General features: G+C 73.4%; 21 protein-coding genes. 12 read left to right on the top strand and 9 right to left on the bottom strand.

All coding sequences use genetic code 11. The annotated features are described in order from the left end of the window. Positions 1-219: 219 nt before the first annotated feature. Positions 220-1,611: a cysteine desulfurase/sulfurtransferase TusA family protein gene (locus H7827_RS23270; RefSeq protein ID WP_432747235.1), complete on the top strand. Its 1,392-nt coding sequence runs from the start codon at positions 220-222 to the stop codon at positions 1,609-1,611. 225 nt (positions 1,612-1,836) lie between these two features. On the opposite strand, the gene H7827_RS23265 is transcribed toward H7827_RS23270, so the two are convergent. Beyond that, a complete protein-coding gene (locus tag H7827_RS23265; protein ID WP_432747234.1) occupies positions 1,837-2,811 on the bottom strand; it encodes a carbohydrate kinase family protein in 975 nt (324 codons plus the stop codon). Between the two features lie 117 nt (positions 2,812-2,928). Between H7827_RS23265 and H7827_RS23260 the strand changes: the two genes are divergently transcribed. After that, entirely contained in the window at positions 2,929-4,506 is a 1,578-nt protein-coding gene (locus H7827_RS23260) for a hypothetical protein (RefSeq protein ID WP_432747233.1), read from the top strand. 92 nt (positions 4,507-4,598) lie between these two features. Here H7827_RS23260 and H7827_RS23255 read toward each other — a convergent pair whose 3' ends face one another. Then, a complete protein-coding gene (locus H7827_RS23255; RefSeq protein WP_030734546.1) occupies positions 4,599-4,952 on the bottom strand; it encodes a HesB/IscA family protein in 354 nt (117 codons plus the stop codon). A gap of 244 nt (positions 4,953-5,196) precedes the next feature. Between H7827_RS23255 and nadA the strand changes: the two genes are divergently transcribed. After that, entirely contained in the window at positions 5,197-6,387 is a 1,191-nt protein-coding gene (gene nadA, locus H7827_RS23250; protein WP_030734549.1) for a quinolinate synthase NadA, read from the top strand. Between the two features lie 49 nt (positions 6,388-6,436). On the opposite strand, the gene H7827_RS23245 is transcribed toward nadA, so the two are convergent. The 4 genes from H7827_RS23245 to H7827_RS23230 form a co-directional block, all read right to left on the bottom strand. After that, the gene (locus H7827_RS23245; protein WP_030734551.1) at positions 6,437-7,114 is read right to left on the bottom strand and encodes a response regulator; all 678 of its coding nucleotides are present in this window, start codon (positions 7,112-7,114) and stop codon (positions 6,437-6,439) included. A gap of 12 nt (positions 7,115-7,126) precedes the next feature. Continuing rightward, positions 7,127-8,446 carry a sensor histidine kinase gene (locus tag H7827_RS23240; RefSeq protein ID WP_432747232.1) on the bottom strand — a complete coding sequence of 440 codons (1,320 nt, stop codon included), beginning with the start codon at positions 8,444-8,446 and terminating at the stop codon, positions 7,127-7,129. A gap of 124 nt (positions 8,447-8,570) precedes the next feature. Continuing rightward, a complete protein-coding gene (gene pspAA, locus H7827_RS23235; protein ID WP_019433754.1) occupies positions 8,571-8,849 on the bottom strand; it encodes a PspA-associated protein PspAA in 279 nt (92 codons plus the stop codon). A 46-nt stretch (positions 8,850-8,895) separates the two neighbouring features. Beyond that, complete coding sequence (locus tag H7827_RS23230) at positions 8,896-9,678, bottom strand: PspA/IM30 family protein (protein ID WP_386539522.1); 783 nt, start codon at positions 9,676-9,678, stop codon at positions 8,896-8,898. 247 nt (positions 9,679-9,925) lie between these two features. Here H7827_RS23230 and H7827_RS23225 point away from each other — a divergent pair, with 247 nt between their 5' ends. Next, complete coding sequence (locus tag H7827_RS23225; RefSeq protein ID WP_386539520.1) at positions 9,926-10,516, top strand: DUF3043 domain-containing protein; 591 nt, start codon at positions 9,926-9,928, stop codon at positions 10,514-10,516. 83 nt (positions 10,517-10,599) lie between these two features. Further along, positions 10,600-11,658: a S1C family serine protease gene (locus H7827_RS23220; protein WP_200367832.1), complete on the top strand. Its 1,059-nt coding sequence runs from the start codon at positions 10,600-10,602 to the stop codon at positions 11,656-11,658. 45 nt (positions 11,659-11,703) lie between these two features. Here H7827_RS23220 and H7827_RS23215 read toward each other — a convergent pair whose 3' ends face one another. Next, positions 11,704-12,531 (bottom strand): S1 family peptidase, encoded by an 828-nt coding sequence (locus tag H7827_RS23215; RefSeq protein WP_432747231.1) that lies wholly within the window; start codon positions 12,529-12,531, stop codon positions 11,704-11,706. A 183-nt stretch (positions 12,532-12,714) separates the two neighbouring features. Continuing rightward, positions 12,715-12,930: a hypothetical protein gene (locus H7827_RS23210; RefSeq protein ID WP_030734562.1), complete on the bottom strand. Its 216-nt coding sequence runs from the start codon at positions 12,928-12,930 to the stop codon at positions 12,715-12,717. 163 nt (positions 12,931-13,093) lie between these two features. On the opposite strand from H7827_RS23210, the gene H7827_RS23205 reads away from it, so the two are divergent. Both H7827_RS23205 and H7827_RS23200 read left to right on the top strand, forming a co-directional pair. Next, positions 13,094-14,290, top strand: a complete 1,197-nt coding sequence (locus tag H7827_RS23205; protein WP_432747230.1) for a bifunctional adenosylcobinamide kinase/adenosylcobinamide-phosphate guanylyltransferase — start codon at positions 13,094-13,096, stop codon at positions 14,288-14,290. Between the two features lie 94 nt (positions 14,291-14,384). After that, positions 14,385-15,503, top strand: coding sequence for a nicotinate-nucleotide--dimethylbenzimidazole phosphoribosyltransferase (locus H7827_RS23200; RefSeq protein ID WP_386539511.1), 1,119 nt, complete (start codon positions 14,385-14,387; stop codon positions 15,501-15,503). Positions 15,504-15,606: 103 nt separating this feature from the next. Here the strand turns inward: H7827_RS23200 and H7827_RS23195 are convergent, their stop codons facing one another. Then, positions 15,607-16,401 carry a hypothetical protein gene (locus H7827_RS23195; protein ID WP_432747229.1) on the bottom strand — a complete coding sequence of 265 codons (795 nt, stop codon included), beginning with the start codon at positions 16,399-16,401 and terminating at the stop codon, positions 15,607-15,609. 34 nt (positions 16,402-16,435) lie between these two features. Here H7827_RS23195 and H7827_RS23190 point away from each other — a divergent pair, with 34 nt between their 5' ends. The 5 genes from H7827_RS23190 (at position 16,436) to H7827_RS23170 (ending at position 23,196) form a co-directional block, all read left to right on the top strand. Next, positions 16,436-17,230, top strand: a complete 795-nt coding sequence (locus H7827_RS23190; RefSeq protein WP_432747228.1) for an adenosylcobinamide-GDP ribazoletransferase — start codon at positions 16,436-16,438, stop codon at positions 17,228-17,230. Positions 17,231-17,294: 64 nt separating this feature from the next. Further along, positions 17,295-18,824 (top strand): leucyl aminopeptidase, encoded by a 1,530-nt coding sequence (locus tag H7827_RS23185; protein ID WP_432747227.1) that lies wholly within the window; start codon positions 17,295-17,297, stop codon positions 18,822-18,824. A gap of 227 nt (positions 18,825-19,051) precedes the next feature. Continuing rightward, complete coding sequence (gene lpdA / locus H7827_RS23180; RefSeq protein ID WP_030734574.1) at positions 19,052-20,440, top strand: dihydrolipoyl dehydrogenase; 1,389 nt, start codon at positions 19,052-19,054, stop codon at positions 20,438-20,440. Positions 20,441-20,510: 70 nt separating this feature from the next. Then, on the top strand, positions 20,511-22,232 hold the full coding sequence (sucB, locus tag H7827_RS23175; RefSeq protein WP_432747226.1) for a 2-oxoglutarate dehydrogenase, E2 component, dihydrolipoamide succinyltransferase: 1,722 nt from the start codon (positions 20,511-20,513) through the stop codon (positions 22,230-22,232). Positions 22,233-22,509: 277 nt separating this feature from the next. Further along, positions 22,510-23,196 (top strand): GntR family transcriptional regulator, encoded by a 687-nt coding sequence (locus tag H7827_RS23170; RefSeq protein WP_386539503.1) that lies wholly within the window; start codon positions 22,510-22,512, stop codon positions 23,194-23,196. Positions 23,197-23,288: the final 92 nt, after the last annotated feature.

Genomic DNA, 23,288 nt, shown 5'->3' with positions numbered 1-23,288 from the left:
TGACACGGGCAGGGGTTTGGATGTTTATGCGGTGCAAACCCTACTGGACGCTATTTGAGGTCGTGCGGGGAGGGTGCCCAACCCGGCGCGCCGGTTCCGCCACCCGCCGAGTCCCCGCTCAGCGCCCCCTTCTGACGCCGTGCGAGCGCGTCGGGCACAGGGGTTCGATACCGGGTGGCCGCGGGCACCGGGTTGACGCGGGGGCGCTACGTTCAGGGGGTGTCCTACTTCGATGCCGCCTCCTCCCTCCCCCTGCACCCGGTCGCCCGGCAGGCCCTGCTGGCCGCGCTCGACGACGGGTGGGCCGATCCCGGCCGCCCGCACCGTGAGGGCCGCCGGGCCAGGATGCTGCTGGACGCGGCGCGCGAGTCGGCGGCGGAGGCGGTCGGCTGCCGCCCCGACGAACTGACGTTCACCCCTTCGGGTACCCGTGCGCTGCACACCGGCATCGCGGGCGCGCTGGCCGCCCGCCGCCGGGTGAGCCGGCGGCTGCTGGTGTCGGCGGTCGAGCACTCGGCCGTACTGCACGCCGCCGGGACGCACGAGGCGGCGGGCGGCACCGTCACCGAACTGCCGGTCGAGCGCACCGGACGGCTGCGCACCGACGCCCTGCGGCAGGCGCTGGGCGACGGCGACCCCGCCGCGCTGGTCTGCCTCCAGTCCGCCAACCACGAGGTGGGCACCGCCCAGCCGGTCGCGGAGGCGGCCGAGCTGTGCTGGGCGGCCGGGGTCCCGCTGCTGGTGGACGCGGCCCAGTCGCTGCCCTGGGGTCCGGTGCCCGGCGACTGGTCGCTGCTGGCGGCCAGCGCGCACAAGTGGGGCGGCCCGGCCGGGGTGGGGCTGCTCGTGGTGCGCAAGGGCGTACGGTTCGCTCCCCCGCCGCCCGCCGACGAGCGCGAACGCGGCCGGGCGGCCGGCTTCGAGAACATCCCGGCGATCGTGGCGGCGGCGGCCTCGCTGCGCGCGGTCCGCCAGGAGGCCGCGGCCGAGGCGGAGCGGCTGGCCGCCCTGGTGGACCGGATCAGGGACCGGGTGCCGGAACTCGTCCCCGACACCGAGGTGGTGGGCGACCCGGTACGGCGGCTGCCGCACCTGGTCACCTTCTCCTGCCTCTACGCGGACGGCGAGGCGCTGCTGCACGCCCTGGACCGGGCCGGCTTCGCGGTCTCCTCCGGCTCCTCGTGCACCTCCTCGACGCTCACGCCCAGCCATGTCCTGCGGGCGATGGGCGTGCTCTCGGAGGGCAACGTACGGGTCTCGCTGCCACCGGGGACCACCCGCGGGGAGGTGAACCGTTTCCTGGCCACCCTCCCCGAGGCGGTCGGCTCCGTCCGTGCCCAACTGGTGCCGGACGCCGACCCGGTGGTGGTGGCGAGCGGCCCGGACGGGGTGACGGTGGACGCGCTCGGCAAGCGCTGCCCGGTCCCGGTGATCGAGCTGGCGGCGGTGATCGGCACCGTGCCGGTGGGCGCGGTGGTCACCGTCCTGTCCGACGACGAGGCCGCCCGTCTGGACATCCCCGCCTGGTGCCACACCCACCACCACGACTATCTGGGCGAGAGCGAAGCGGACGCGGGCGCCACCGCGTACCGGGTCCGCCGGGCGGAGTGAACCGGGGGCGCCGGGGAATCACCCGGACGGCCCGCTCCGGGGGCTCCCCTCCCGCCACCTCGGGTGAGGTGCGGGAACGGAGCAGGCGCCCCCGGGGCCCGGAGGCTCCCTGGGGCCTGTCCGACACATCCCGCCCGGCCCGCGTCGCTCCCCCGGCCCTCGGCCGGGAGCTGCCCCCAGCACCGGACAACGCGGGCCTGACCGGCGCCATGTGTCGGACAGGACCTAGCGCAGGTGCTCGCGGACCTCGGCCGCCGCGTCCGCGCCGTACGCCTTGGTGAAGCGCTCCATGAAGGCGCCCCGGCGCAGCGTGTACTCCTGGGTGCCGACCGTCTCGATCACCAGCGTGGCCAGCATGCAGCCCACCTGGGCGGAACGCTCCAGCGAGGCGCCCCAGGCCAGCCCGGCCAGGAACCCGGCGCGGAAGGCGTCGCCGACGCCGGTCGGGTCGGTCTTCGACTCCTCCTCGGCGCAGCCGACGAAGATCGTCTCCTGGCCCGCCCGGTCGATCCGCACCCCGCGCGCGCCCAGCGTGGTGACCTGGGTGCCGACCTTGCTCAGCACCTCCTCGGCCGACCAGCCGGTCTTGGTCTCGATGAGGGCCTTCTCGTACTCGTTGTTGAAGAGGTAGGCGGCGCCCTCGGTGAGGTTCTTGATGTCCTCGCCGTCCATCCGCGCCAGCTGCTGCGAGTAGTCGGCGGCGAAGGGGATGCCCCGGGTGCGGCACTCCTCGGTGTGGCGCATCATCGCCTCGGGGTCATCGGCCCCGATGTGCACCAGGTCCAGGTCACCGACGCGGGCGGCGACCGCCGCCAGCTCGATCAGCCGGGCCTCGCTCATGGCGCCGGTGTAGAAGGAGCCGATCTGGTTGTGGTCGGCGTCCGTCGTGCACACGAAACGGGCGGTGTGCAGCACCTCGGAGATCCGTACGGCGGAGGTGTCCACGCCGTGCCGGTCCAGCCAGGCCCGGTACTCCTCGAAGTCCTCGCCGGCCGCGCCCACCAGGATCGGGCGGGCGCCGAGCTGCCCCATCCCGAAGCAGATGTTGGCGCCGACCCCGCCGCGGCGCACCTCGAGGGCGTCGACGAGGAAGGAGAGCGAGACGGTGTGCAGCTGATCCCCCACCAACTGGTCGGCGAACCGGCCGGGGAAGGTCATCAGATGGTCATGGGCGATGGAGCCGGAGACGGCGATGCGCACGGTGGACTGCTCCCGGGGAGGCACGGATATCGGCCCGACCAGGCTACCGGTGGCCCCAGGAACCCGGCGTGGGGTCGTTCCGTCCCAGTGGTAAGAGCCCATGGAAGGAGCTTGGCCGTGACGGAAGAGTCGGACGAGACAGAAGTGCTCACCCCGGCGCAGGAGCCACCCCGCAGGGAACGCCCGCGCTGGCTGACCGTCACCGCGGGAGCCCTGGGCGTCGCCCTGCTGGCGGGCGGCCTCTTCGGCGCGCAGGCGGTGCTCGGCGGCGGGGACGGGGGCGGGGAGTGGGAGGGAGCCCTGGAACCGGAGTGGAGCGATCCCGGGTCGCGCACCGCGGGAGAAGGGGTCGCCGACTGGCCGGGCGGGTACTGGGGCACGGAGCTGGTCGCCACCGGGCCGCTGCCGGAGGGCCCGGGAAGTGCCCCGGTGTACGGATTCGCGCAGGGGATCGACGAGGAGCGGGTGGCCGAACTGGCCGCGGCGCTCGGGGTGGAGGGGGAGCCCAGGCTCAGCGACGGCCACTGGTGGCACGCCGCCGGGCCGGACGCGAACGGCTCCTATCTCTCGGCGACCAGGGAGACGGGTCAGTGGTTCTACTCGGCCGAATCCGGGGTCGACGCGTACACGACGGTGGAGCCCAGCGATCCGGATGACCCGCACACCATCGTGAGCAGCGAGGGAGCGCCGGCGGAGCCCGTGGGGCCCGCGCCGTCCAGGGAGGAGGCGCTGACGGCCGCCGCACCGCTGCTCGACCTGCTGGGGCTGACGGACGCGCCGGTGGAGGAGCTGGAGCGACACGACGGGAACCGCACGCTGCTGTTCACCCGCATGGTGGACGGGCTGCGGGCCCACGGTCTGGAGACCGAGATCACGGTGTCGTCGCAGGGCGTGATCGTCTCCGCCTCCGGATCGGTCGGTGAGCCGGTGGTGGAGCGGGAGCGGGAGATGCTGAGCGCCCAGGAGACGCTGGACGCGCGCAACGCGGCCGAGGCGGGCCCGGTGGCCCGGGTGGAGCCCGGCTTCGCCGACTGTCCGACGCTGCTGCCCGAGGAGATGCCGCACATCGACGGTGACCCGGAGGGCGAGTCCGCCGGGGCGACGGTCGCGGAGTGCGCGCCGGTGCCGCTGCCGGAGCCGATCGAGCTGCCCGAGCCGATCGTCGAACAGCGTGAGGTGACCGGCGCGGAGCAGGTCCTGATGCTGTGGCAGGAGAACGACTTCACCCCGACCACGCTGGTGCCGGGCTGGTCCTACACCCTGAGCGGCGGCGACGGCCTCGACAGCACCCTCCAGTACCCGGCGGTGGAGTTCGACGGGATCCCGGACGGCTCGTACCCCGACTCCGGCTCCTCCGCCGGGTCGGCCGAGCCGGCGTACCCCGGGGACGGCGGCACGACCGGTGGCTCGGACGGCGGGGAGGAGCCCGGGTACACCGGGACCTCCGTCGAGTCCTACGACCCGCAGGACACCGCGCTCGAGCTGACCTACTGGACCGGGGTGTGCGCCGAGTACCGCCTGGTCGCCGAGGAGTCGGCGGACGAGGTGCGGGTGCTGGTCGAGGAGGTGCCGGGTGATCCGTACGACGCGTGCATCCTGGTGGCCGAGGAGCAGACCGGTGAGCTGACGCTGGAGTCCCCCATCGGCGACCGGACGCTGGTCGACGAGTGGGGTCAGGAGATCCCGGTGAGCTGAGCGGCGGCGCACCACAGGCCCGTGGCACGGCGAAGGGCGGCGGCCCCACCAGGGGGGCCGCCGCCCTTCGCGCGCGTGCTGGTGTGTGCGACTCAGTTGAAGGAGTCGCCGCAGGCGCAGGAGCCGGTGGCGTTGGGGTTGTCGATGGTGAAGCCCTGCTTCTCGATGGTGTCGACGAAGTCGATGGAGGCGCCGCCCAGGTACGGGGCGCTCATCCGGTCGGTGACGACCTTGACGCCGTCGAAGTCCTTGACGACATCGCCGTCGAGCGAGCGCTCGTCGAAGAAGAGCTGGTAGCGCAGCCCGGAGCAGCCGCCCGGCTGGACCGCAACGCGCAGTGCGAGGTCTTCCCGGCCTTCCTGCTCCAGCAGGCTCTTGACCTTGGCCGCGGCCGCGTCGGAAAGGATGATGCCGTCGCTCACAACGGTCTGGTCCGATACGGACATCTGCTTCTCTCCCGGGTAGTACGGAATCCTCTGCCGGCTGCTCCAACAGAAAGCCCTACGGAATCATTCCGGTTCTGGGCGGGTGTTTTTCCCTTCTTCCCATGCTCGCACACCCCCGGGGACCCGAAACCGGGGATGCGTCACATTGACGCTTTCAGCGTCGTCAAACTGACGCGAAGCGGCTATCATCCATAACGTCAGATAGACGAAAAGGCGTGGACGCGCCGGAAAGGGTTGGGTGGCCGTGAACACCGCCCCGAGCACCGCCGATCCCCTGGATGTCCAGCCCTCTCCCCTGGCCCTCCTGCTGCTGGGCCGCGAGGCCGACGCCGCCAGCGAGCGCGGCGTGGACTGCCCCGGGGACCTCCCCTCCCCCTCGGACCCCGACCTGGTCGCCCGGGCCCGCGCCGCCAAGGAGCGGCTGGGCGAGCGCGTCTTCGTCCTGGGCCACCACTACCAGCGGGACGAGGTCATCCAGTTCGCCGACGTCACCGGCGACTCCTTCAAGCTCGCCCGTGACGCCGCGGCCCGCCCCGACGCCGAGTACATCGTCTTCTGCGGCGTGCACTTCATGGCCGAGTCCGCCGACATCCTCACCACCGACGACCAGCGGGTCATCCTGCCCGACCTGGCCGCCGGCTGCTCCATGGCCGACATGGCCACCGCCGAGCAGGTGGCCGAGGCCTGGGACGTCCTCACCGAGGCCGGGGTCGCCGAGCGGACCGTGCCCGTCTCGTACATGAACTCCTCCGCCGACATCAAGGCCTTCACCGGCCGGCACGGCGGCACCATCTGCACCTCCTCCAACGCCGAGCGCGCCCTGCGCTGGGCCTTCGGGCAGGGCGAGAAGGTGCTCTTCCTCCCCGACCAGCACCTGGGCCGCAACACCGCCGTGCGCGACCTGGGCCTGTCCCTGGAGGACTGCGTCCTCTACAACCCGCACAAGCCGAACGGCGGGCTCACCGCCCAGCAACTGCGCGACGCGAAGATGATCCTGTGGCGCGGCCACTGCTCGGTGCACGGCCGGTTCTCGCTGGAGTCGGTGGAGGACGTCCGGGCCCGGGTCCCCGGTGTCAACGTCCTGGTGCACCCCGAGTGCCGGCACGAGGTGGTGGCCGCCGCCGACTACGTCGGATCGACCGAGTACATCATCAACACGCTGGACGCGGCCCCGGCCGGCTCCAAGTGGGCGATCGGCACCGAGCTGAACCTGGTCCGCCGGCTGGCGAATCGTTACGCCGCCGAGGGCAAGGAGATCGTCTTCCTCGACCGGACCGTCTGCTTCTGCTCCACCATGAACCGCATCGACCTGCCCCACCTGGTGTGGACGCTGGAGGCGCTGGCCGAGGGACGCACCGTCAACCGCATCACGGTCGACCCGCAGACCGAGAAGTACGCCAAGCTGGCCCTGGAGCAGATGCTCGCCCTGCCCTGACCCGCACGACACCACGGGGGCCCCGCACGGGGCCCCCGGTGCCCGGCCCTCAGCCGGGGAAGCGGGGCCGCACCAGACCCGTCTCGTACGCGGTCATCACCAGCTGGGCCCGGTCCCGGGCCGCCAGCTTGGTCAGCAGCCGGTTGATGTGGGTCTTCACCGTCAGCGGGCTCACCTCGAAGCGGGCCGCGATCTCGTCGTTGGACAGCCCGCCCGCCACCTCCACCAGCACCTCGCGCTCGCGGGCCGTCAGCACCTGGAGGTCGGCCGCCGCGCCACCACCCGCCGCGCCGTGGTCCCCGGTGGCCAGGAAGCGGGTGATCAGCGAGCGCGTCGCCGCCGGTGACAGCAGCGCCTCCCCGGCCGCCACCAGCCGGATCGCCGACAGCAGCTCGCCCGGCTCGGCACCCTTGCCCAGGAACCCGGAGGCGCCGGCCCGCAGCGACTCCACCACGTAGTCGTCCGACTCAAAGGTGGTCAGAATGACCACCCGCACCGCGCTCAGCGCCGGGTCGGCGCTGATCTCCCGGGTCGCGGCGAGCCCGTCGAGACCGGGCATCCGGATGTCCATCAGCACCACGTCGGCGCCCCGCTCACGCACCAGCGCCAGCGCCGCGGCGCCGTCCGACGCCTCACCGGTGACCGTCATGTCGGGCTCCGACTCCACCAGCACCCGGAACGCGCTGCGCAGCAGCGCCTGGTCATCGGCCAGGATCACCCGGATCATGCCCACACCCTCTCAGCCACACGGACGCACCCAGCCACGGTCGGCGGCCTCCGACCGCTCCACGGCGGGGCCGCCCGGCGAACGCAGCGGCAGCACCACCCGTACCCGGAACCCGCCGCCGGGCACCGGCCCGGTCTCGCAGCTGCCACCGAGCGCGGCGGCCCGCTCGCGCATGCCCGTCAGTCCGTGGCCGCCACCGGCGGCCGGGGCGCGCGGCGGCGCGGGGGCGCCGCCGTGCCCATCATCCAGCACCATCACCTCGAGCCGCGCGGAGTCCCCCCGCCCCGAGCGGGAGATCCGCACCCGTGCCTTGGCGTCGGGCCCGGCGTGCTTGTGGACATTGGTGAGCGCCTCCTGGACCACCCGGTAGGCGGCCAGGTCCACGGCGGCGGGCAGCGCGCGTTCCTCCTCGCCGTCCCCGCGCTCGACGGCCACCCCCATCCCGGCGCGGCTGAAGCCGTCGACGAGGTCACCGAGCACCGCCAGGCCCTTGGTGGGCTCGGTGGGGGCGACCGGGTCGTCGCGGTGCCGCAGCAGCCCGACCGTGGTCTGGAGCTCGCTCAGCGCCTGCCGGCTGGCCAGCCGTACCTGGGCGAGCGCCTCCTTGGCCTGGTCGGGGCGGCTGTCCATGACATGGGAGGCGACCCCGGCCTGCACATTGACCAGGGCGATGTGGTGGGCGACGACGTCGTGGAGTTCGCGGGCGATCCGCAGCCGCTCCTCGGCGACCCGGCGGCGTGCCTCCTCCTCGCGGGTGGCCTCGGCGCGCTCGGCCCGCTCGCGTATCGCGTTGACGGCGGCCCGCCGGTGGCGCACGGCGTCGCCCGCCAGACCGGCCAGCGCGGTCCAGGCGATGATGCCGAAGTTCTCCGAGGTGTACCAGGGCTGGGCGCCCAGCAGCATGCCGGCCACCGTGATCAGGGCCAGCGTGCAGGTGCCCGCCCGCACTGTGGTGGGGCGGTCGGTGGAGGCGGCCAGGGTGAACAGGGCCACCGCCACCATGCCCATCATCGAGGTGTGGCGCTCGCCGGGCGAGTGCGAGAACGTGCCCATGATCAGCTCGACGAGCGTCAGCAGGATGGTGGCGCACAGCACCGGGCCCGGATGGCGGCGGCGCAGCACCAGCGCCCCCGCGCCCAGCAGCGCGGTGACGACGGTGTGCAGGGGCAGCGGGCGCTCGCCGAAGCCGTCGCCGCCACCGGGGTGTTTGTTGATCGTGACCGACAGGACGAGCACGATCAGCAGCGTCACCGAGGCCACCAGCGCGTCCACGACCAGCGGGTGCAGCAGCCAGGGCCGTGGGCGGGCGGGAGTGCCGGGGTGCGCAGTCACTGTGCCAGGGTACGAGCAGCGGCCGTTGTGCGGCACCGGCCGCGTACGCAGCGGCGTGACACGGCCGGTGGGACGGCACGTCGGGGGCCGGTCCGGGGTCGGACCGGCCCGCGGGCGGGCCGGGTCAGTCCGGGATGAGGCCGTCGTCGGTGAGCATCGCGCGGACCTCGTCGATGCTCGCGTCCGGCGGGGGAAGCAGCAGATCGGACGGTTCGAGCGCGTCGGCGTCCAGCGGTGTGCCCATGCCCCGGACGGCGTCCAGCAGCGCGGTCAGCGTCCGCCGGAATCCCTCCTCGTCATGGGCCTCGACCTCGGCCGTCAGCTCGTCGTCGAGTTCATTGAGCTTGGGGAAGTGGCTGTCATCCAGCTTCACCTGCCCCTCACCCATGATCCGTACGATCACACCGCTCTCCTTGCCCCTGTGGGTGTTCTTCAGCGCGGACAGGCTGTCACTGCTTGTCGAACCGGGGGGACTCCTGCTGGTCGCCCCGCGTGGCGGAGCCGTTGCCGCCCTCGATCGCGGTCCGGCCGCCGCTGCTGCCGCCGGACAGCTCGGCCTTCATCCGCTCCAGCTCCAGCTCCACGTCGGAGTTGGAGGAGATGCGGTCCAGCTCGGCGGTCAGGTCGTCCTTGGAGGTCCCGGTCGGGTCGTCCAGGGCACCGGAGGCCAGCAGCTCGTCGATGGCGCCGGAGCGGGCCTGGAGCTGCGCGGTCTTGTCCTCGGCGCGCTGGATCGCGAGGCCGACGTCGCCCATCTCCTCGGAGATGCCGGAGAACGCCTCGCCGATCTGGGTCTGCGCCTGGGCCGCGGTGTAGGTGGCCTTGATGGTCTCCTTCTTGGTGCGGAAGGCGTCCACCTTGGCCTGCAGCCGCTGGGCGGCCAGGGTCAGCTTGTTCTCCTCGGCCTGGAGCGTCTCGTGCTGCGTCTGCAGGTCGGAGACCTGCTGCTGGAGCGCGGAGCGCCGGGTCAGGGCCTCGCGGGCGAGGTCCTCACGGCCCAGGGCCAGGGCCTTCTTGCCCTGCTCCTCCAGCTTGGAGGACTGGCCGTTCAGCTGGTTCAGCTGGAGCTCAAGACGTTTGCGGGAGGTCGCCACGTCGGCGACCCCGCGGCGTACCTTCTGGAGCAGCTCCAGCTGCTTCTGGTACGAGTAATCGAGCGTCTCGCGCGGGTCCTCGGCCCGGTCCAGGGCCTTGTTGGCTTTCGCGCGGAAGATCATCCCCATCCGCTTCATCAAACCACTCATCGGCCTGGGCGCCCCCTTCGTGACGGACTCGGACCTAAAGACCATTCTCCTGCTTGATCCCCTAGCCTACGGGGCGCTCTCCCATTAGCGCACTGTCCGGCCCGGAATCGGGTCATCCCGCAGGAGGATCGATACCGGACCGAGTCCGGCGCAAGGTGGAGGGGCGACCCTGGGTGGGACCGGGGTTGCCGCAGGGGGCTCACGGTTCCCGCGGCTCACCCCGTACCCTGGAGATGTGTTCCGAAGCCGTGCGAAAGAAGAGCAGGCCCCCGCGACGGTGGCCGAGCCGCAGATCCATGACGCCCAGGCGCCCAAGGGGCGGCCCACCCCCAAGCGCAGCGAGGCGGAGGCCCTGCGGCGTGCCGTCGTGAAGCCGCCGGCTTCCCGCAAGGAGGCCGCCAAGCGGCAGCGCGACGCCCGCAAGGTGGCGCTGGCCAAGCAGCGCGAGGCGCTGCTGAGCGGTGACGAGCGGCATCTGCCGCTGCGTGACCGCGGCCCGGTGCGCCGCTTCGCGCGGGACTTCACCGACAGCAAGTGGCATGTGGCGGAGTACTTCCTGCCCATCGCCGTGCTGATCCTGGTCCTCAGCATGATCCCGTCGGCGGCGCCGATCGCGATGCTGCTGTGGCTCGGTGTCATCCTCATGATCGTGATGGACTCGGTGGTCTCCTCGCGCCAGCTGAAGAAGGCGCTCGTGGAGCACTACCCGAACGAGAGCCACCGCGGCGCGCGTGCGTACGCGCTGATGCGTACCCTCCAGCTGCGCCGGATGCGGCTGCCGAAGCCGCAGATCAAGCGGGGCGAGGCGCCCCGTACCGGCCGCTGAGCCGTCCGCTTCTCCCACACGCCCCCGGAATGGCGTAGCGCATATGCGCCGCCCCGGGGGCGTGCGCCGTCACAATCCGCTGTATGACGCCGATCCCCGGTCCCTCAGCGCTCCCCCTCCGCCGTCCCCTCCGCGCGCTGGCCGCGCTCGGCGCCCTGTGCGCGCTGCTGGCCGGCTGCACCCGGTCGGACGGTGCGGCGCCGGCCGCCGACACCGCGCCGCGGGCCGACGCGGGGGCGCTGGAGGACGCGTACCAGCAGGTGGTGTCGGATGTGCTGCCCTCGGTCGTGCAGATCACCACGCGGGACGGGCTGGGCTCGGGGATCATCTACGACGGCGACGGGCACATCGTCACCAACGCCCATGTGGTGGGTGAGGAGAAGGAGTTCGAGGTGCTGCTGGCGGATCAGCAGCAGCCGTTGCCGGCCACCCTGGTGGCCACCTACGCCCCGCAGGACCTGGCCGTGATCGTGCTGGACGACCGGCCGGACCGGCTGCGGCCCGCGACGTTCGGGGACAGCGGGCGGGTGGAGGTGGGGCAGATCGTGCTGGCGATGGGCAACCCGCTGGGGCTGTCCTCCAGCGTCACCCAGGGCATCGTCTCGGCGGTGGGGCGCTCGGTGAGCGAGGGCGAGGGCCAGGCGACGCTGGGCGACCTGGTGCAGACCTCGGCGGCCATCAACCCGGGCAACAGCGGGGGCGCGCTGGTCAATCTCAAGGGTGAGGTGGTCGGCATCCCCACGCTGGCGGCCCGCGATCCGCAGCTGGGCGGGGGCCAGGCGCCGGGGATCGGGTTCGCGATCCCCTCACGCACGGTCACCGATCTGGCCGACCAGATGATCGAGGACGGGAAGGTGACCCGGTCGGGGCGGGCGGCGCTGGGGGTGACGGTGCGGACCATCCTGGGCGACGGGTTCCAGCCGATCGGGGCGGCGATCGTGGACCTGACGGAGAACGGCCCGGCGGCGGACGCGGGGCTGCGGGCCGGGGATGTCCTGGTGCGGCTCGGCGACGAGGTGGTGAGCGATGTGGTGACGCTGTCGGAGGCGCTGGCGGCGTACCAGCCGGGCGACGAGGTGGCGGTGGGGTATCTGCGCAACGGCGACCGGCACGACACGAAGGTGACGCTGGGCGAGGTGTGAGGGACGGGCGGCGTACGGGGCCGGGGCCCCGTACGCCGGTGGGGGTCAGCCGGCGTTCAGGACACTCTCGATCCACCGCGCGTGGTGCGGGACGCTGACGTGCACGCCGTGGTGGAGGCCGCACTCCTCGGAGGCGCCGCCGGGGGCGAGGTCGCGGGAGACGACGGCGGTCAGCTGCCGACGGCCGTCGGCGTACCGCAGGACGGGGGCGCCGGAATCGCCGTAGCAGGTGCCGTCGGCCGGGTCGGGGCTGACGCAGAGGTCCCCCTCGGTGAGGTCGTGGGGCCCACCGGTGCGGCATGCGGCGTCCGGGATCACCTCGGTGTCCAGCTGGTGCAGTTCGGCCGGCGGGGCGGGGTGGGTGGCGCCGAGGAGGCCCCAGCCGAGGACGCGGACGCGGTCGCCCGGCCGGGCGGGCGGGCCGGCGAGCTCGACGGGCTCCAGGTCCACCGCCCGGTCCAGCCGGAGCAGGGCGAGGTCCGCGTGCCAGGACTCCCGCGGCGCGTGGCCGGGGTGGACGAGGACCTCGGAGACCCCGGCCACGGCGCCCCCGGCGGTGCGGTCCCGGGAGCCCACCCGCACCGACAGCCGGGCGGGGTCCACGGTGGCGTCGCCGCCGGTCACGCAGTGCGCGGCCGTCAGGACCCACCGCTCGTGGATCAGGGATCCGCCGCAGCGGAAGGCGGGTACGCCGTCGTCGCGCTGGCCGGAGACGGCGGTGACGAAGGGGTATTCCCCGGTCGCCCTCTCGCCTCCGACGATGGCCCGGGCCGCCGCCGGGAGAACGGCCAGGACGACCGCGGCGACGGTCACCGCCACCGCTCTCCCGCTGCGGATCCGGCCTCGGCCGGCGGTCTCCGGTGGGTGCGTCATCGAGGTATTCGCCCACTCTCGTCGCTCACCCGCGCCCCGTGCGGAGGGGCGGGAGACCGGCGGATCGCCCGTCCCTCCGTGGCGCGTGGGGCCATCGTGGCGTACGAGGCGGGGAAACTGGGGTACGACAAGCCGAACACCCGATGATCCGGCTCCGACTGACGGGGCCGGCCGGCCCCGGGGTCAGCTGTCGTCCGCCGCCTCGTGCAGGCTCATCGGCCCGTACACCTTGCTTCCGTCCTCCAGCAGCGTCACCTGGTCCACGCCCTCCGCCAGCAGGTCCTTCCAGATCTCGCCGATCCAGCTCTCCGCATCCCCCTGCGTACCGAAGTCACCCGGGTCGGAGCCGACCGGGGCCACCGAACCGTCCGCCTTCTCGAACCGCCACACCCACGCCATGGACGCCTCCGCTTCTGCCGCTTCCGCTACTGCTGCTACAAGTGCGATCTCGGTATGTACTGCCCGCACGCCGCTCCGGCTACCGCTGATCGCAGACTAGATCACCCCCCACCCACGCGCGGCTGCGACAGCGGACGCGATCGGATGGCGAGAGGATCAGCACGTGGACGTCACTCTGCTCGGCACCGGCGCGCCCGCCGGTCTCCCCCGCCCCGGCTGCCCGTGCGCCTCCTGCGCCCGGGCGCTGGGCCCCGACGCGCGCAACGCGACCGCGCTGCTGATCGACGGGGTCCTGCTGCTCGACCTCACCCCGGGACCGGCCCTGGCCGCCGCCCGCGCCGGGCGGACGCTGCACGGCGTACGGCAGGTGCTGCTCACCCACCCGCACACCTCCCCCGGCGTGGAGGTGCCGGCCGACCTGCCCGCCCCGGTGCGCGTCCCGGACGGCAAGGAACTGGCCCTGATCACCGGGCACCGGGTCCGCGCGCTGGCGCTCGACGTTCCCGGTACCGGCTACGCGGTGACCGGCCCCGACGGCAGCCGGCTGCTGTACCTGCCGCCCGGCGCCGCCCCCGCCGGGCTGCCGGCCGACGGACCCGCCTACGACATGTGCCTGCTGGACGTCATCGGCCGCCCCGGGGCGCTGGCCCGGCTGCGGGCGGCGGGCGCGGTGACCTGGACCACCGATGTCCTGGCCGTGCACCTGGACCACGACGTACCGCCCGGCGCCGAACTGCGCCGCCGGCTGGCCGCGGCCGGCGCCCGGCTGGAACCGGACGGCACGACCCTGGCCGTCGGGGACTTCCGCGACGTGCCCGAGCCACCGCGGCGGACCCTGGTCCTGGGCGGCGCGCGGTCGGGCAAGTCCGCCGAGGCGGAACGGCGGCTGGCCGCGTACCCCGACGTCGTCTACGTGGCCACCGGCGGACAGCGGCCCGCCGACCCCGAGTGGCAGCACCGCATCGCCGCCCACCGCGAGCGGCGCCCCGGCGGCTGGAGCACGAGGGAGACCTGCGACCTGGTTCCGCTGCTTCAGGAGGCTGACGGGCCACCGCTGCTGATCGACTGTCTGGCGCTGTGGCTCACCGACGTCATGGACCGGGCCCGCGCCTGGGAGGCGGCGGACGCCGGGGAGTTGCCCGAGGTCGCCGGGCGCACGGCGGAGCTGGCCGAGGCGCTGCGGAGCACGGGGCGCACCGTGGTGCTGGTGAGCAACGAGGTGGGCGCCGGCATAGTCCCGGCGACCCCGGCCGGCCGCCGCTTCCGCGACGAACTGGGCCGCCTCAACGCGGCGATCGCCGCCGAGTGCGAGCAGGTCCTGCTGGCGGTGGCGGGCACCGTGACCACGCTCCGGCCCTGACCGCCCGGGCGCCGCGCGGGCCGGCCGGGACCGGGTGGCCGGGGCCGCACCACGGGCCGCTGCGCTGCGGTGACGGACAGGTAGCCTCTACCCCATGAGCGACGGTGGTCTGACCCTTGATGCCTTCGGCGACCTCATCGAGCGGCCAAGTGCCAAGCTGCGGCGGGAGGCCGAGGACCGGCGCACCCGGATCGGGCTGCCGGCCCGGGCACTCGGCCGGCTGGACGACCTGGGCGGCTGGCTGGCCGCCGCCCAGGGACAGGTGCCGGTGCGGGCGATCGAATCGCCCAAGGCGGTGCTGTTCGCCGGCGACCACGGCATCGCCGAACTCGGGGTCTCGGCGCGCCCGGCCGGCAGCGCCTCAACTCTCGTGCGGGCCGCCCTGGACGGTACGAGCCCGGCGGCGATCCTCGCCCGGCGGGCCGGGGTGCCGCTGCGGATCGTGGACACCTCGCTGGACTGCCCGGTGGAGGAACTCCCCGAGGAGGTCACCCGGCACCGGGTACGGCGCGGCTCGGGCCGGCTCGACATCGAGAACTCGCTGACCCCCGAGGAGGCCGAAGCGGCCTTCCGCGCCGGGATGGCGGTCGCCGACGAGGAAGCCGACTCCGGCACCGACCTGCTGCTCCTGGGGGACATCTCGGTGGGCGGCACCACCCCCGCCGGGGTGCTGATCGCCGCCATGTGCGGCACCGACGCCTCGGTGGTCACCGGGCGCGGCGGGATCCGCATCGATGACCTGGCGTGGATGCGCAAGTGCGCGGCCATCCGGGACGGGCTGCGCCGGGGCCGGCCGATCCTGGGCGACCAGCTGGCGCTGCTCGCGGCGGTGGCCGGGGCCGACCTGACGGCGATGACGGGCTTCCTGCTCCAGTGCGCGGTACGGCGTACCCCGGTGATCCTGGACGGCGTCGTCTCCACGGCGTGCGCGCTGGTGGCGCAGCGGATCGCGTTCCGCTCCCCCGACTGGTGGCTGGCGGGCCAGGCGAGCGGGGAGCCCGGGCAGGCCAAGGCCCTGGATCGGATGGCGATGGACCCGCTGCTGGATCACGGCGTGACCGTGGGCGAGGGCACCGGGGCGCTCCTGGCCCTCCCCCTGGTCCGTGCGGCGGCCGACCTGGCGGCCGAGCTCCCGGTCCTGCCGGAGCCGGCCCCGGAGTCCGGGCCCGCGCGGGACGACGCGGCGGAGACCGCGATCACCGAGGCGACGTAAGTCGCCCCGGGCGGGCGGTCCCTGACGGTGCGGTGGATGGTGGTGCGCCGTGCCCGCCCACCCGTGCCGGGCGGCGCCGGGCCCGCGTCCCGGGCCGCCGGTGCTACGCCCCGCCCGCGTCCCCGCCACCGCCACCGCCGTCCCGCTTCTGGCGCTGTTCGTCGGTCGGGGTGCCGCCCAGCCAGTCCTCCACCTTCTTGCTGGGGCCCGACCAGCGGGCGTCGTGACGTTCGGCCCGGCGGGCGGCGCGGGCCGCCGTCTTCGGGCGGCGCCGGTACAGGCGGTGGGCCCAGGGCGAGTCGGGGCGGGCCAGACGGACCGCCCCGAACAGGGCGACCGGCGGGACCAGCACCCCCCACAGCGCCAGCCAGCGTTTGCCCTTGAGCAGGGTGATCAGCACCAACCCGAAGTTGACCAGCACCGTCGCGATGGCGTTGCCGCGCGTGACCTCCTCCTCCGCCGAGACGTTCTTGACGTCCAGCGGGACGAACCCCGCCAGCAGCATCGCCACCAGGGCCGCCGTGACCACCACGAGTTCCACGCTCTGCCGGCCCTGCTCGCTCCAGTACACGTCGTGCAGATGCAGGATGAGCGCGAACTCGTCGAGCACCAGGCCCGCGCCGATCCCGAACAGCACCGCCACCACGTACGCCGTGATGCCCACCGCACCGGCCGCGATGCCGCCGAAGCCGCCGATGAGCATGAGGATCACGCCCGGCACCACGTGGTGGACGTGGGTGCCGCCCGCGCCCGTCACATCGTGGAAGGGGCCGCGGCCGGCCCGGATCAGCCGGGTGATGGTGCGGGTGATCACGAAGGTGAGGATGAACGCGGCCAGCGCCAGCAGCAGCGGCAGCTTCCCCGGTTCGACGATGTTGCGGTACAGCCAGTGCCCCATGGTTCCTGAGCGTCCGGGGCTACGCTGCCGCCTCATGGATGCCACGCCGCCCGCACCCCCTTTGGACGCAGTGCGGCACGGTCTGCGGTTCGCCTTCGGCACGCTCACCGTGCTGCCGCTGGGCCGCACGCCGCCCCGCTGGGACCGGGCCACCGCACGGGTGGGGATGCTGTGTGCCCCGGTGGCGGGTTTTGTCATCGGGCTGTGTGCCGCCGGCGCCGGCTGGGGGCTGTCGCGGCTCGGGTTCGGGGTGTGGCTGGTGGCCGTCGGCACCGTCGCGGTGCCGGCCGTGCTCAGCCGCGGGCTGCATCTGGACGGGCTCGCCGATGTCGCCGACGGGCTGGGCAGCGGGCGGCCCGCCGAGGGGGCGCTGGCCGTCATGAAGCGCTCCGACATCGGCCCGTTCGGCGTGGTCACGCTGCTGTTCGTGCTGCTCGCGCAAGTCGCCGCGTTCGCCCAGCTGTACGGGGCGGGGGAACGGTACGGGCTCGCCGCCGCCGTGCTGTGCGGCCTGGTCTCGCGCACCGCCCTCACGCTCGGCTGCCGGGCGGGGGTGCCCGCCGCCCGGGCGGACGGCCTGGGCGCGGTCGTCGCCGGCGTGGTGCCGCGCGGCGGCGCGTACGCCCTCGCCGGCTCCGTCGTGGCGCTCAGTACGCTCGTCGTCTGGCCCCTCGGCGGCTGCGCCGCCCTTCTCGGGCTGTGCGCAGCCGAGGGGTTGCTCGCCCGCTGCCGCCGGCGGCTGGGCGGCGTGACCGGTGATGTGCTGGGCGCGCTGTCCGAGACCGCCGGTACGGCCGCCCTGCTCGTGGCGACCCTGGGAGCAGGCTGACGGCGGCCCGGCGTACCCTGTGGGCCGTCGGCCCCGACCTACGACGAAACGGAATAACTGCACCGTGACAGCACTGACCCTCAGCAAGACCTCCGCGACAGCGGTGAGCGCGGATGCCCTGGTCATCGGCATCGTCAAGGGCGAGGGCGGCCCCGCGCCGGCCGCCGGCGTCCCGGCTCCGGCCGGGCTGCTGACCGAGGCGGCCGGCGTGCTGGCCACCCTCGGTGCCAAGGGCGGCAAGGACGAGATCACCCGGCTGCCCGCTCCGGCCGGCACCACCGCGCCGCTGGTGATCGCGGTGGGGCTCGGCTCCGCGCCGCAGGACGGCGAGGACTTCGACCCGGAGACGCTGCGCCGCGCGGCGGGCACCGCCGCCCGCGCGCTGTCCGGCACGGAGCACGCCGCGTTCGCGCTGCCGGTCTCCGACGCGGCGCGGGTCGCGGCGGTCGCCGAGGGTGCGCTGCTGGGCGCCTACGCGTTCACCGCCTTCCGCGAGACCGGCGAGGACGACCGCGGTCCGCTGGCGCGCGTCACGGTGCTGACCGCCGACGCCGAGGGTGCGGACGACGCCGCCCGGCAGGACGCGATCGCGCGGGCCGAGGTGCTGGCCACCGAGGTGGCGCGCACCCGCGACCTGGTGAACACCCCGCCGAACGCCCTCACCCCCGCCGACTTCGCCGCGCACGCCACCGAGGCCGCCGCCGAACACGGCCTGTCCGTCGAGGTGCTGGACGAGGCGGCGCTGCGCGAGGGCGGCTTCGGCGGCATCCTCGGTGTCGGCATCGGTTCGCAGTCCCCGCCGCGCCTGGTGCGGGTGGCGCACACCCACCCCGAGGCGGACCGGACGATCGCGCTGGTCGGCAAGGGCATCACCTACGACTCGGGCGGCATCTCCCTCAAGCCCGCGGGTCACAACGAGACGATGAAGTGCGACATGGCCGGCGCCGCCGCCGTCCTGTCCACGGTCGTGGCCGCCGCCCGGCTGGGCCTGAAGGTCAACATCACCGGCTGGCTGGCGCTGGCCGAGAACATGCCCTCGGGTTCGGCGACCCGCCCCGGTGACGTGCTGCGCATGTACGGCGGCAAGACCGTCGAGGTGCTGAACACCGACGCCGAGGGCCGGCTGGTGATGGCCGACGCGCTCGTGCGGGCCGGCGAGGAGTCCCCGGACGCGATCGTCGACGTGGCGACCCTGACCGGCGCGATGATGCTGGCGCTGGGCAAGCGCACCTTCGCCGTGATGGGCAACGACGACACCTTCCGGGGTCTGCTGCACGACAGCGCGCGCCGCGCGGGCGAGCAGTCCTGGGAGATGCCACTGCTCGCCGATCTGGCCGAGGGCATCAGCACCTCCACCATCGCCGACCTGAAGAACATGGGTGAGCGGATGGGCGGCGGCCTGGTGGCCGGCCTGTTCCTGAAGGAGTTCGTCCCGGCGGGCACCCCGTGGGCGCACCTGGACATCGCGGGCCCGGCCTTCAACGAGGGCGGCGCCTTCGGTTACACCCCGAAGGGTGGTACGGGTTCGGCCGTGCGCACCCTGCTGTTGCTCGCCGAGCGGGCGGCCGCCGGAGAGCTGGAGGGACAGGGCTGACCCGCCCCGTCACGTGATGCCCGTCACGGTGGCCCCGGCCCTGCCCGGCCCGGCGTCTCACTTGTCGCCGACAAGTGCGAAGATGTTGTTCCGGCAGGACAGGGCCGGGCTCAACCAACCGGGGCGAGCCACATCGAGCCGCGCATCACACCACGCGGCGTACATACACCGCCGGCCGGTCGATGCGGACCGGGTTCCGGTGAACCCCATGCTTGGAGGAACGTGACGTGGCGAACGACGCCAGCACCGTTTTCGACCTGGTGATTCTCGGTGGCGGCAGCGGCGGTTACGCCGCGGCCCTGCGCGCTTCGCAGTTGGGCCTGGACGTCGCCCTGATCGAGAAGAACAAGCTGGGCGGCACCTGTCTGCACAACGGCTGCATCCCCACCAAGGCCCTGCTGCACGCCGGTGAGGTAGCCGATGCCGCCCGCGACGCGTCGGAGTTCGGCGTGAAGGCCAGCTTCGACGGTATCGACATCGCCGGGGTGCACAAGTACAAGGACGGGGTGATCGCGGGGCTCTACAAGGGGCTCCAGGGTCTGGTCGCCTCGCGCAAGATCACCTACGTGGAGGGTGAGGGCCGGCTGTCGTCGGCCACCTCCGTGGATGTGAACGGCAAGCGCTACGTGGGCCGGCACATCCTCCTGGCGACCGGCTCCACCCCGAAGTCGCTGCCGGGTCTGACCATTGACGGCGACCGGGTGATCTCCTCGGACCACGCGCTGGTCCTGGACCGGGTCCCGAAGTCGGCGATCGTGCTGGGCGGTGGCGTCATCGGCGTCGAGTTCGCCTCGGCGTGGAAGTCGTTCGGCACCGAGGTCACGATCATCGAGGGCCTGCCGCACCTGGTTCCGGCGGAGGACGAGAACAGCTCGAAGCTGCTGGAGCGTGCCTTCCGCAAGCGCGGCATAAAGTTCTCCCTCGGTTCCTTCTTCAAGGGCGTGGAGTACACCGCCGACGGCGTCCGGGTCACCCTGGACAACGGCAAGGTCCACGAGGCCGAGCTGCTGCTGGTGGCCATCGGCCGCGGTCCGGTCTCCCAGGGCCTGGGCTACGAGGAGGCCGGGGTCGCCATGGAGCGCGGCCACGTGCTGGTGGACGAGTACTGCCGCACCAACGTGCCCACCATCTCGGCGGTCGGTGACCTCATCCCGACCCTGCAGCTGGCGCACGTCGGCTTCGCCGAGGGCATCCTGGTCGCCGAGCGGCTGGCGGGTCTGTCGCCGGTGCCGATCGACTACGACGGTGTGCCGCGGGTGACGTACTGCCACCCCGAGGTCGCCTCCGTGGGCATCAGCGAGGCGAAGGCCAAGGAGCGGTACGGGGCCGACCAGGTCGTCACCCTGAAGTACAGCCTGGCCGGCAACGGCAAGAGCAAGATCCTGAAGACCTCGGGCGAGATCAAGCTTGTGCAGGTCCGTGACGGTGCCGTCGTCGGCGTCCACATGGTCGGCGACCGGCTCGGCGAGCAGGTCGGCGAGGCTCAGCTCATCTACAACTGGGAGGCGCTGCCCGCCGAGGTCGCGCAGCTCATCCACGCGCACCCGACGCAGAACGAGGCGCTCGGCGAGGCCCACCTGGCCCTGGCCGGCAAGCCGCTGCACTCCCACGACTGACCCAGGCCGCGTTGCCCACCAGAGCGCGCCACCATCCGTACCGCACATCTCGTAAGGAGCAACAGAAACCATGCCGGTTTCCGTAACCCTTCCGGCGCTCGGCGAGAGCGTGACCGAGGGCACCGTCACCCGCTGGCTGAAGGCCGAGGGTGAGCGTGTCGAGGCCGACGAGCCGTTGCTCGAGGTCTCCACCGACAAGGTCGACACCGAGATCCCGGCGCCCGCCGCCGGTGTTCTCACCAACATCAAGGTCGCCGAGGACGAGACCGTCGAGGTGGGCGCCGAGCTGGCGATCATCGACGACGGTACGGGGGCGGCCGCCGCTCCCGCCGCCCCGGCCGCGGAGCCCGCCGCGGCCGAGCCCGCGCCCGCCCCGGCGCAGGCCGAGGCCCCGGCTCCGGCCGCCCCCGCCGCTGCGGCGGCGCCGTCCGGCGGTGCCGCCTCCGGCACCGACGTGGTGCTGCCCGCGCTCGGTGAGTCCGTCACCGAGGGCACCGTCACCCGCTGGCTGAAGGCCGTCGGCGAGTCGGTCGAGGCCGACGAGCCGCTGCTCGAGGTCTCCACCGACAAGGTCGACACCGAGATCCCGGCGCCGGTCTCCGGCACCCTGCTGGAGATCACGGTGGGCGAGGACGAGGTCGCCGAGGTCGGCGGCAAGCTGGGCGTGATCGGTGCGGCGGCCGCTGCCGAGCCCGCCCCGGCCGCCGCTCCGGCTCCGGCCGCCCCGGCTCCCGCCCCGGCTCCCGCGCCGGCCCCCCAGGCCGCCGCACCCGCCCCGGCTCCGGCCGCTCCGGCACCGGCGCCCGCGCCTGCCCCCGCACCCGCTCCGGCTCCGGCCGCCGCGGCACCGGCCCCCGCGCCGGCCGCGGAGGGCGCGTACGTCACCCCGCTGGTGCGCAAGCTCGCCGGCGAGAACGGCGTGGACCTGAACACCGTCACCGGCTCCGGTGTCGGCGGCCGCATCCGCAAGCAGGATGTGCTCGCCGCGGCCGAGGCCGCCAAGGCCGCCGCGGCGCCCGCCGCCGCCCCGGCCGCCGCGAAGGCCGCCCCGGCTCCGCAGACCCCGTCCCCGCTGCGCGGCCAGACGGTGAAGCTGACCCGGATCCGCAAGGTCATCGCGCAGAACATGATGAAGGCGCTGCACAACCAGGCGCAGCTGTCCACCGTGGTCGAGGTGGACGTCACCCGGATCATGAAGCTGCGGGCGCGGGCCAAGGAGTCCTTCCTGGCGCGCGAGGGCACCAAGCTGTCCCCGATGCCGTTCTTCGTGAAGGCCGCGGCCGAGGCGCTGAAGGTCCACCCGGCCGTCAACGCCAAGCTCAACGACGACGACACCGTCACGTACCACGATGTGGAGAACATCGGGATCGCGGTGGACTCCGAGAAGGGCCTGATGGTCCCGGTCATCAAGGGCGCGGGCGACCTGTCCCTGGCGGGCATCGCCAAGAAGACCGCCGAGCTGGCCGGCAAGGTCCGCTCCGGCAAGCTGAGCCCGGACGACATGGGCGGCGGCACGTTCACGATCAGCAACACCGGTTCGCGCGGTGCGCTGTTCGACACGATCATCGTGAACTACCCGCAGGTCGCCGAGCTGGGCATCGGTGCCACGGTGCGCCGTCCGGTCGTGATCAACCACCCCGAGCTGGGTGAGACGATCGCGATCCGCGACATGGTGTACCTGACGCTGTCCTACGACCACCAGCTGGTGGACGGCGCGGACGCCGCCCGCTACCTGGCGGACGTGAAGGCCCGCCTGGAGGCCGGCGAGTTCGAGGGTGAGCTGGGTCTGTAAGGCCACGGCGACACCGCGGGCCGCGCCCCGTCCGGAGCATTCCGGGCGGGGCGCGGCCTTATTGTTCTGGGGGGTGTCTTCACAGTGGCGCCGTCCGCCCGAAGGGCGGGCCCCGCGGATTCTGGTGCGGTGCATCGCAAGGCGGAGGGTCGCCCTCACAGCGGGTTATGCGGGCGATGCGACAACGCAGCGAGGTGCCGGTGCCAGACACCGCGGGGCAGGCGGGACTGTGACGACACCCCCAGGGCAGCCTGTACCAGGGAGCGTGATGTCAGTCATGAGTCAGCCGGTCGTGCATTCCCTGCGCGAGCAGATCCGTCAGCACATCGTGGAGGGGATCGTCAGCGGGCGCTGGCAGCCGGGCGAGCGGATCGTGGAGCGGCGGATCGCGGTGGAGCTGGAGGTCAGCCAGACGCCGGTACGCGAGGCGCTGCGCGAGCTGGAGGCGCTGCGGCTGATCGAGTCCGTCCCGAACAAGGGGGTGCGGGTGCGGGCGCTGACCGTGTCCGTGCTGGAGGAGACGTATCCGGTGCGCGCCGGTCTGGAGCAGATCGCGGCGGAGCTGGCCGCGGGGCGGCTGGCGCGCGACGTGTCGGCGCTGGAGCCGCATGTGGCGGCCCTGTACGCGGCGGACCGGGCGGGGGACGGGGAGGCCCAGGTGGGGCACACGGTGGCCTTCCACCGGGAGCTGGTGCGCGCGGCGGGGAACGGGGTGCTGCTGCACACCTGGGAGTCGCTGGGGATCGAGGTGTGGACGGCGCTGTCGATCCGCTGGCTGGGGACGCGGCAGCAGTCGTACGCGGAGGAGCACCAGGCGCTGCTGGACGCGTTCACGCGGGGTGATCCGCGGATCGGTGAGCTGGTGAAGGCGCATGTGCTGAACTGCGCGCCGCACGTTCCGGAGAGCCGGGAGGTGCCGGACGGGGACCCGGCGGGGGTGGCACAGGGTGCACGAGGGGCCTGAAGATGCGCAATTGTCCTGGCACAGGATGCCAATTTCCCCGTTCTGAGCGTTTTTTTACGACCCACCTTTGATCGATCATCGATCACGGGCTT

Origin of the sequence: Streptomyces sp. JH002, assembly GCF_050916115.1 — a bacterium.
GTDB lineage: Bacteria > Actinomycetota > Actinomycetes > Streptomycetales > Streptomycetaceae > Streptomyces > Streptomyces xiamenensis.
Note: the sequence above shows the minus strand (reverse complement) of the source record. Positions and strands in the feature narration are given on the sequence as shown.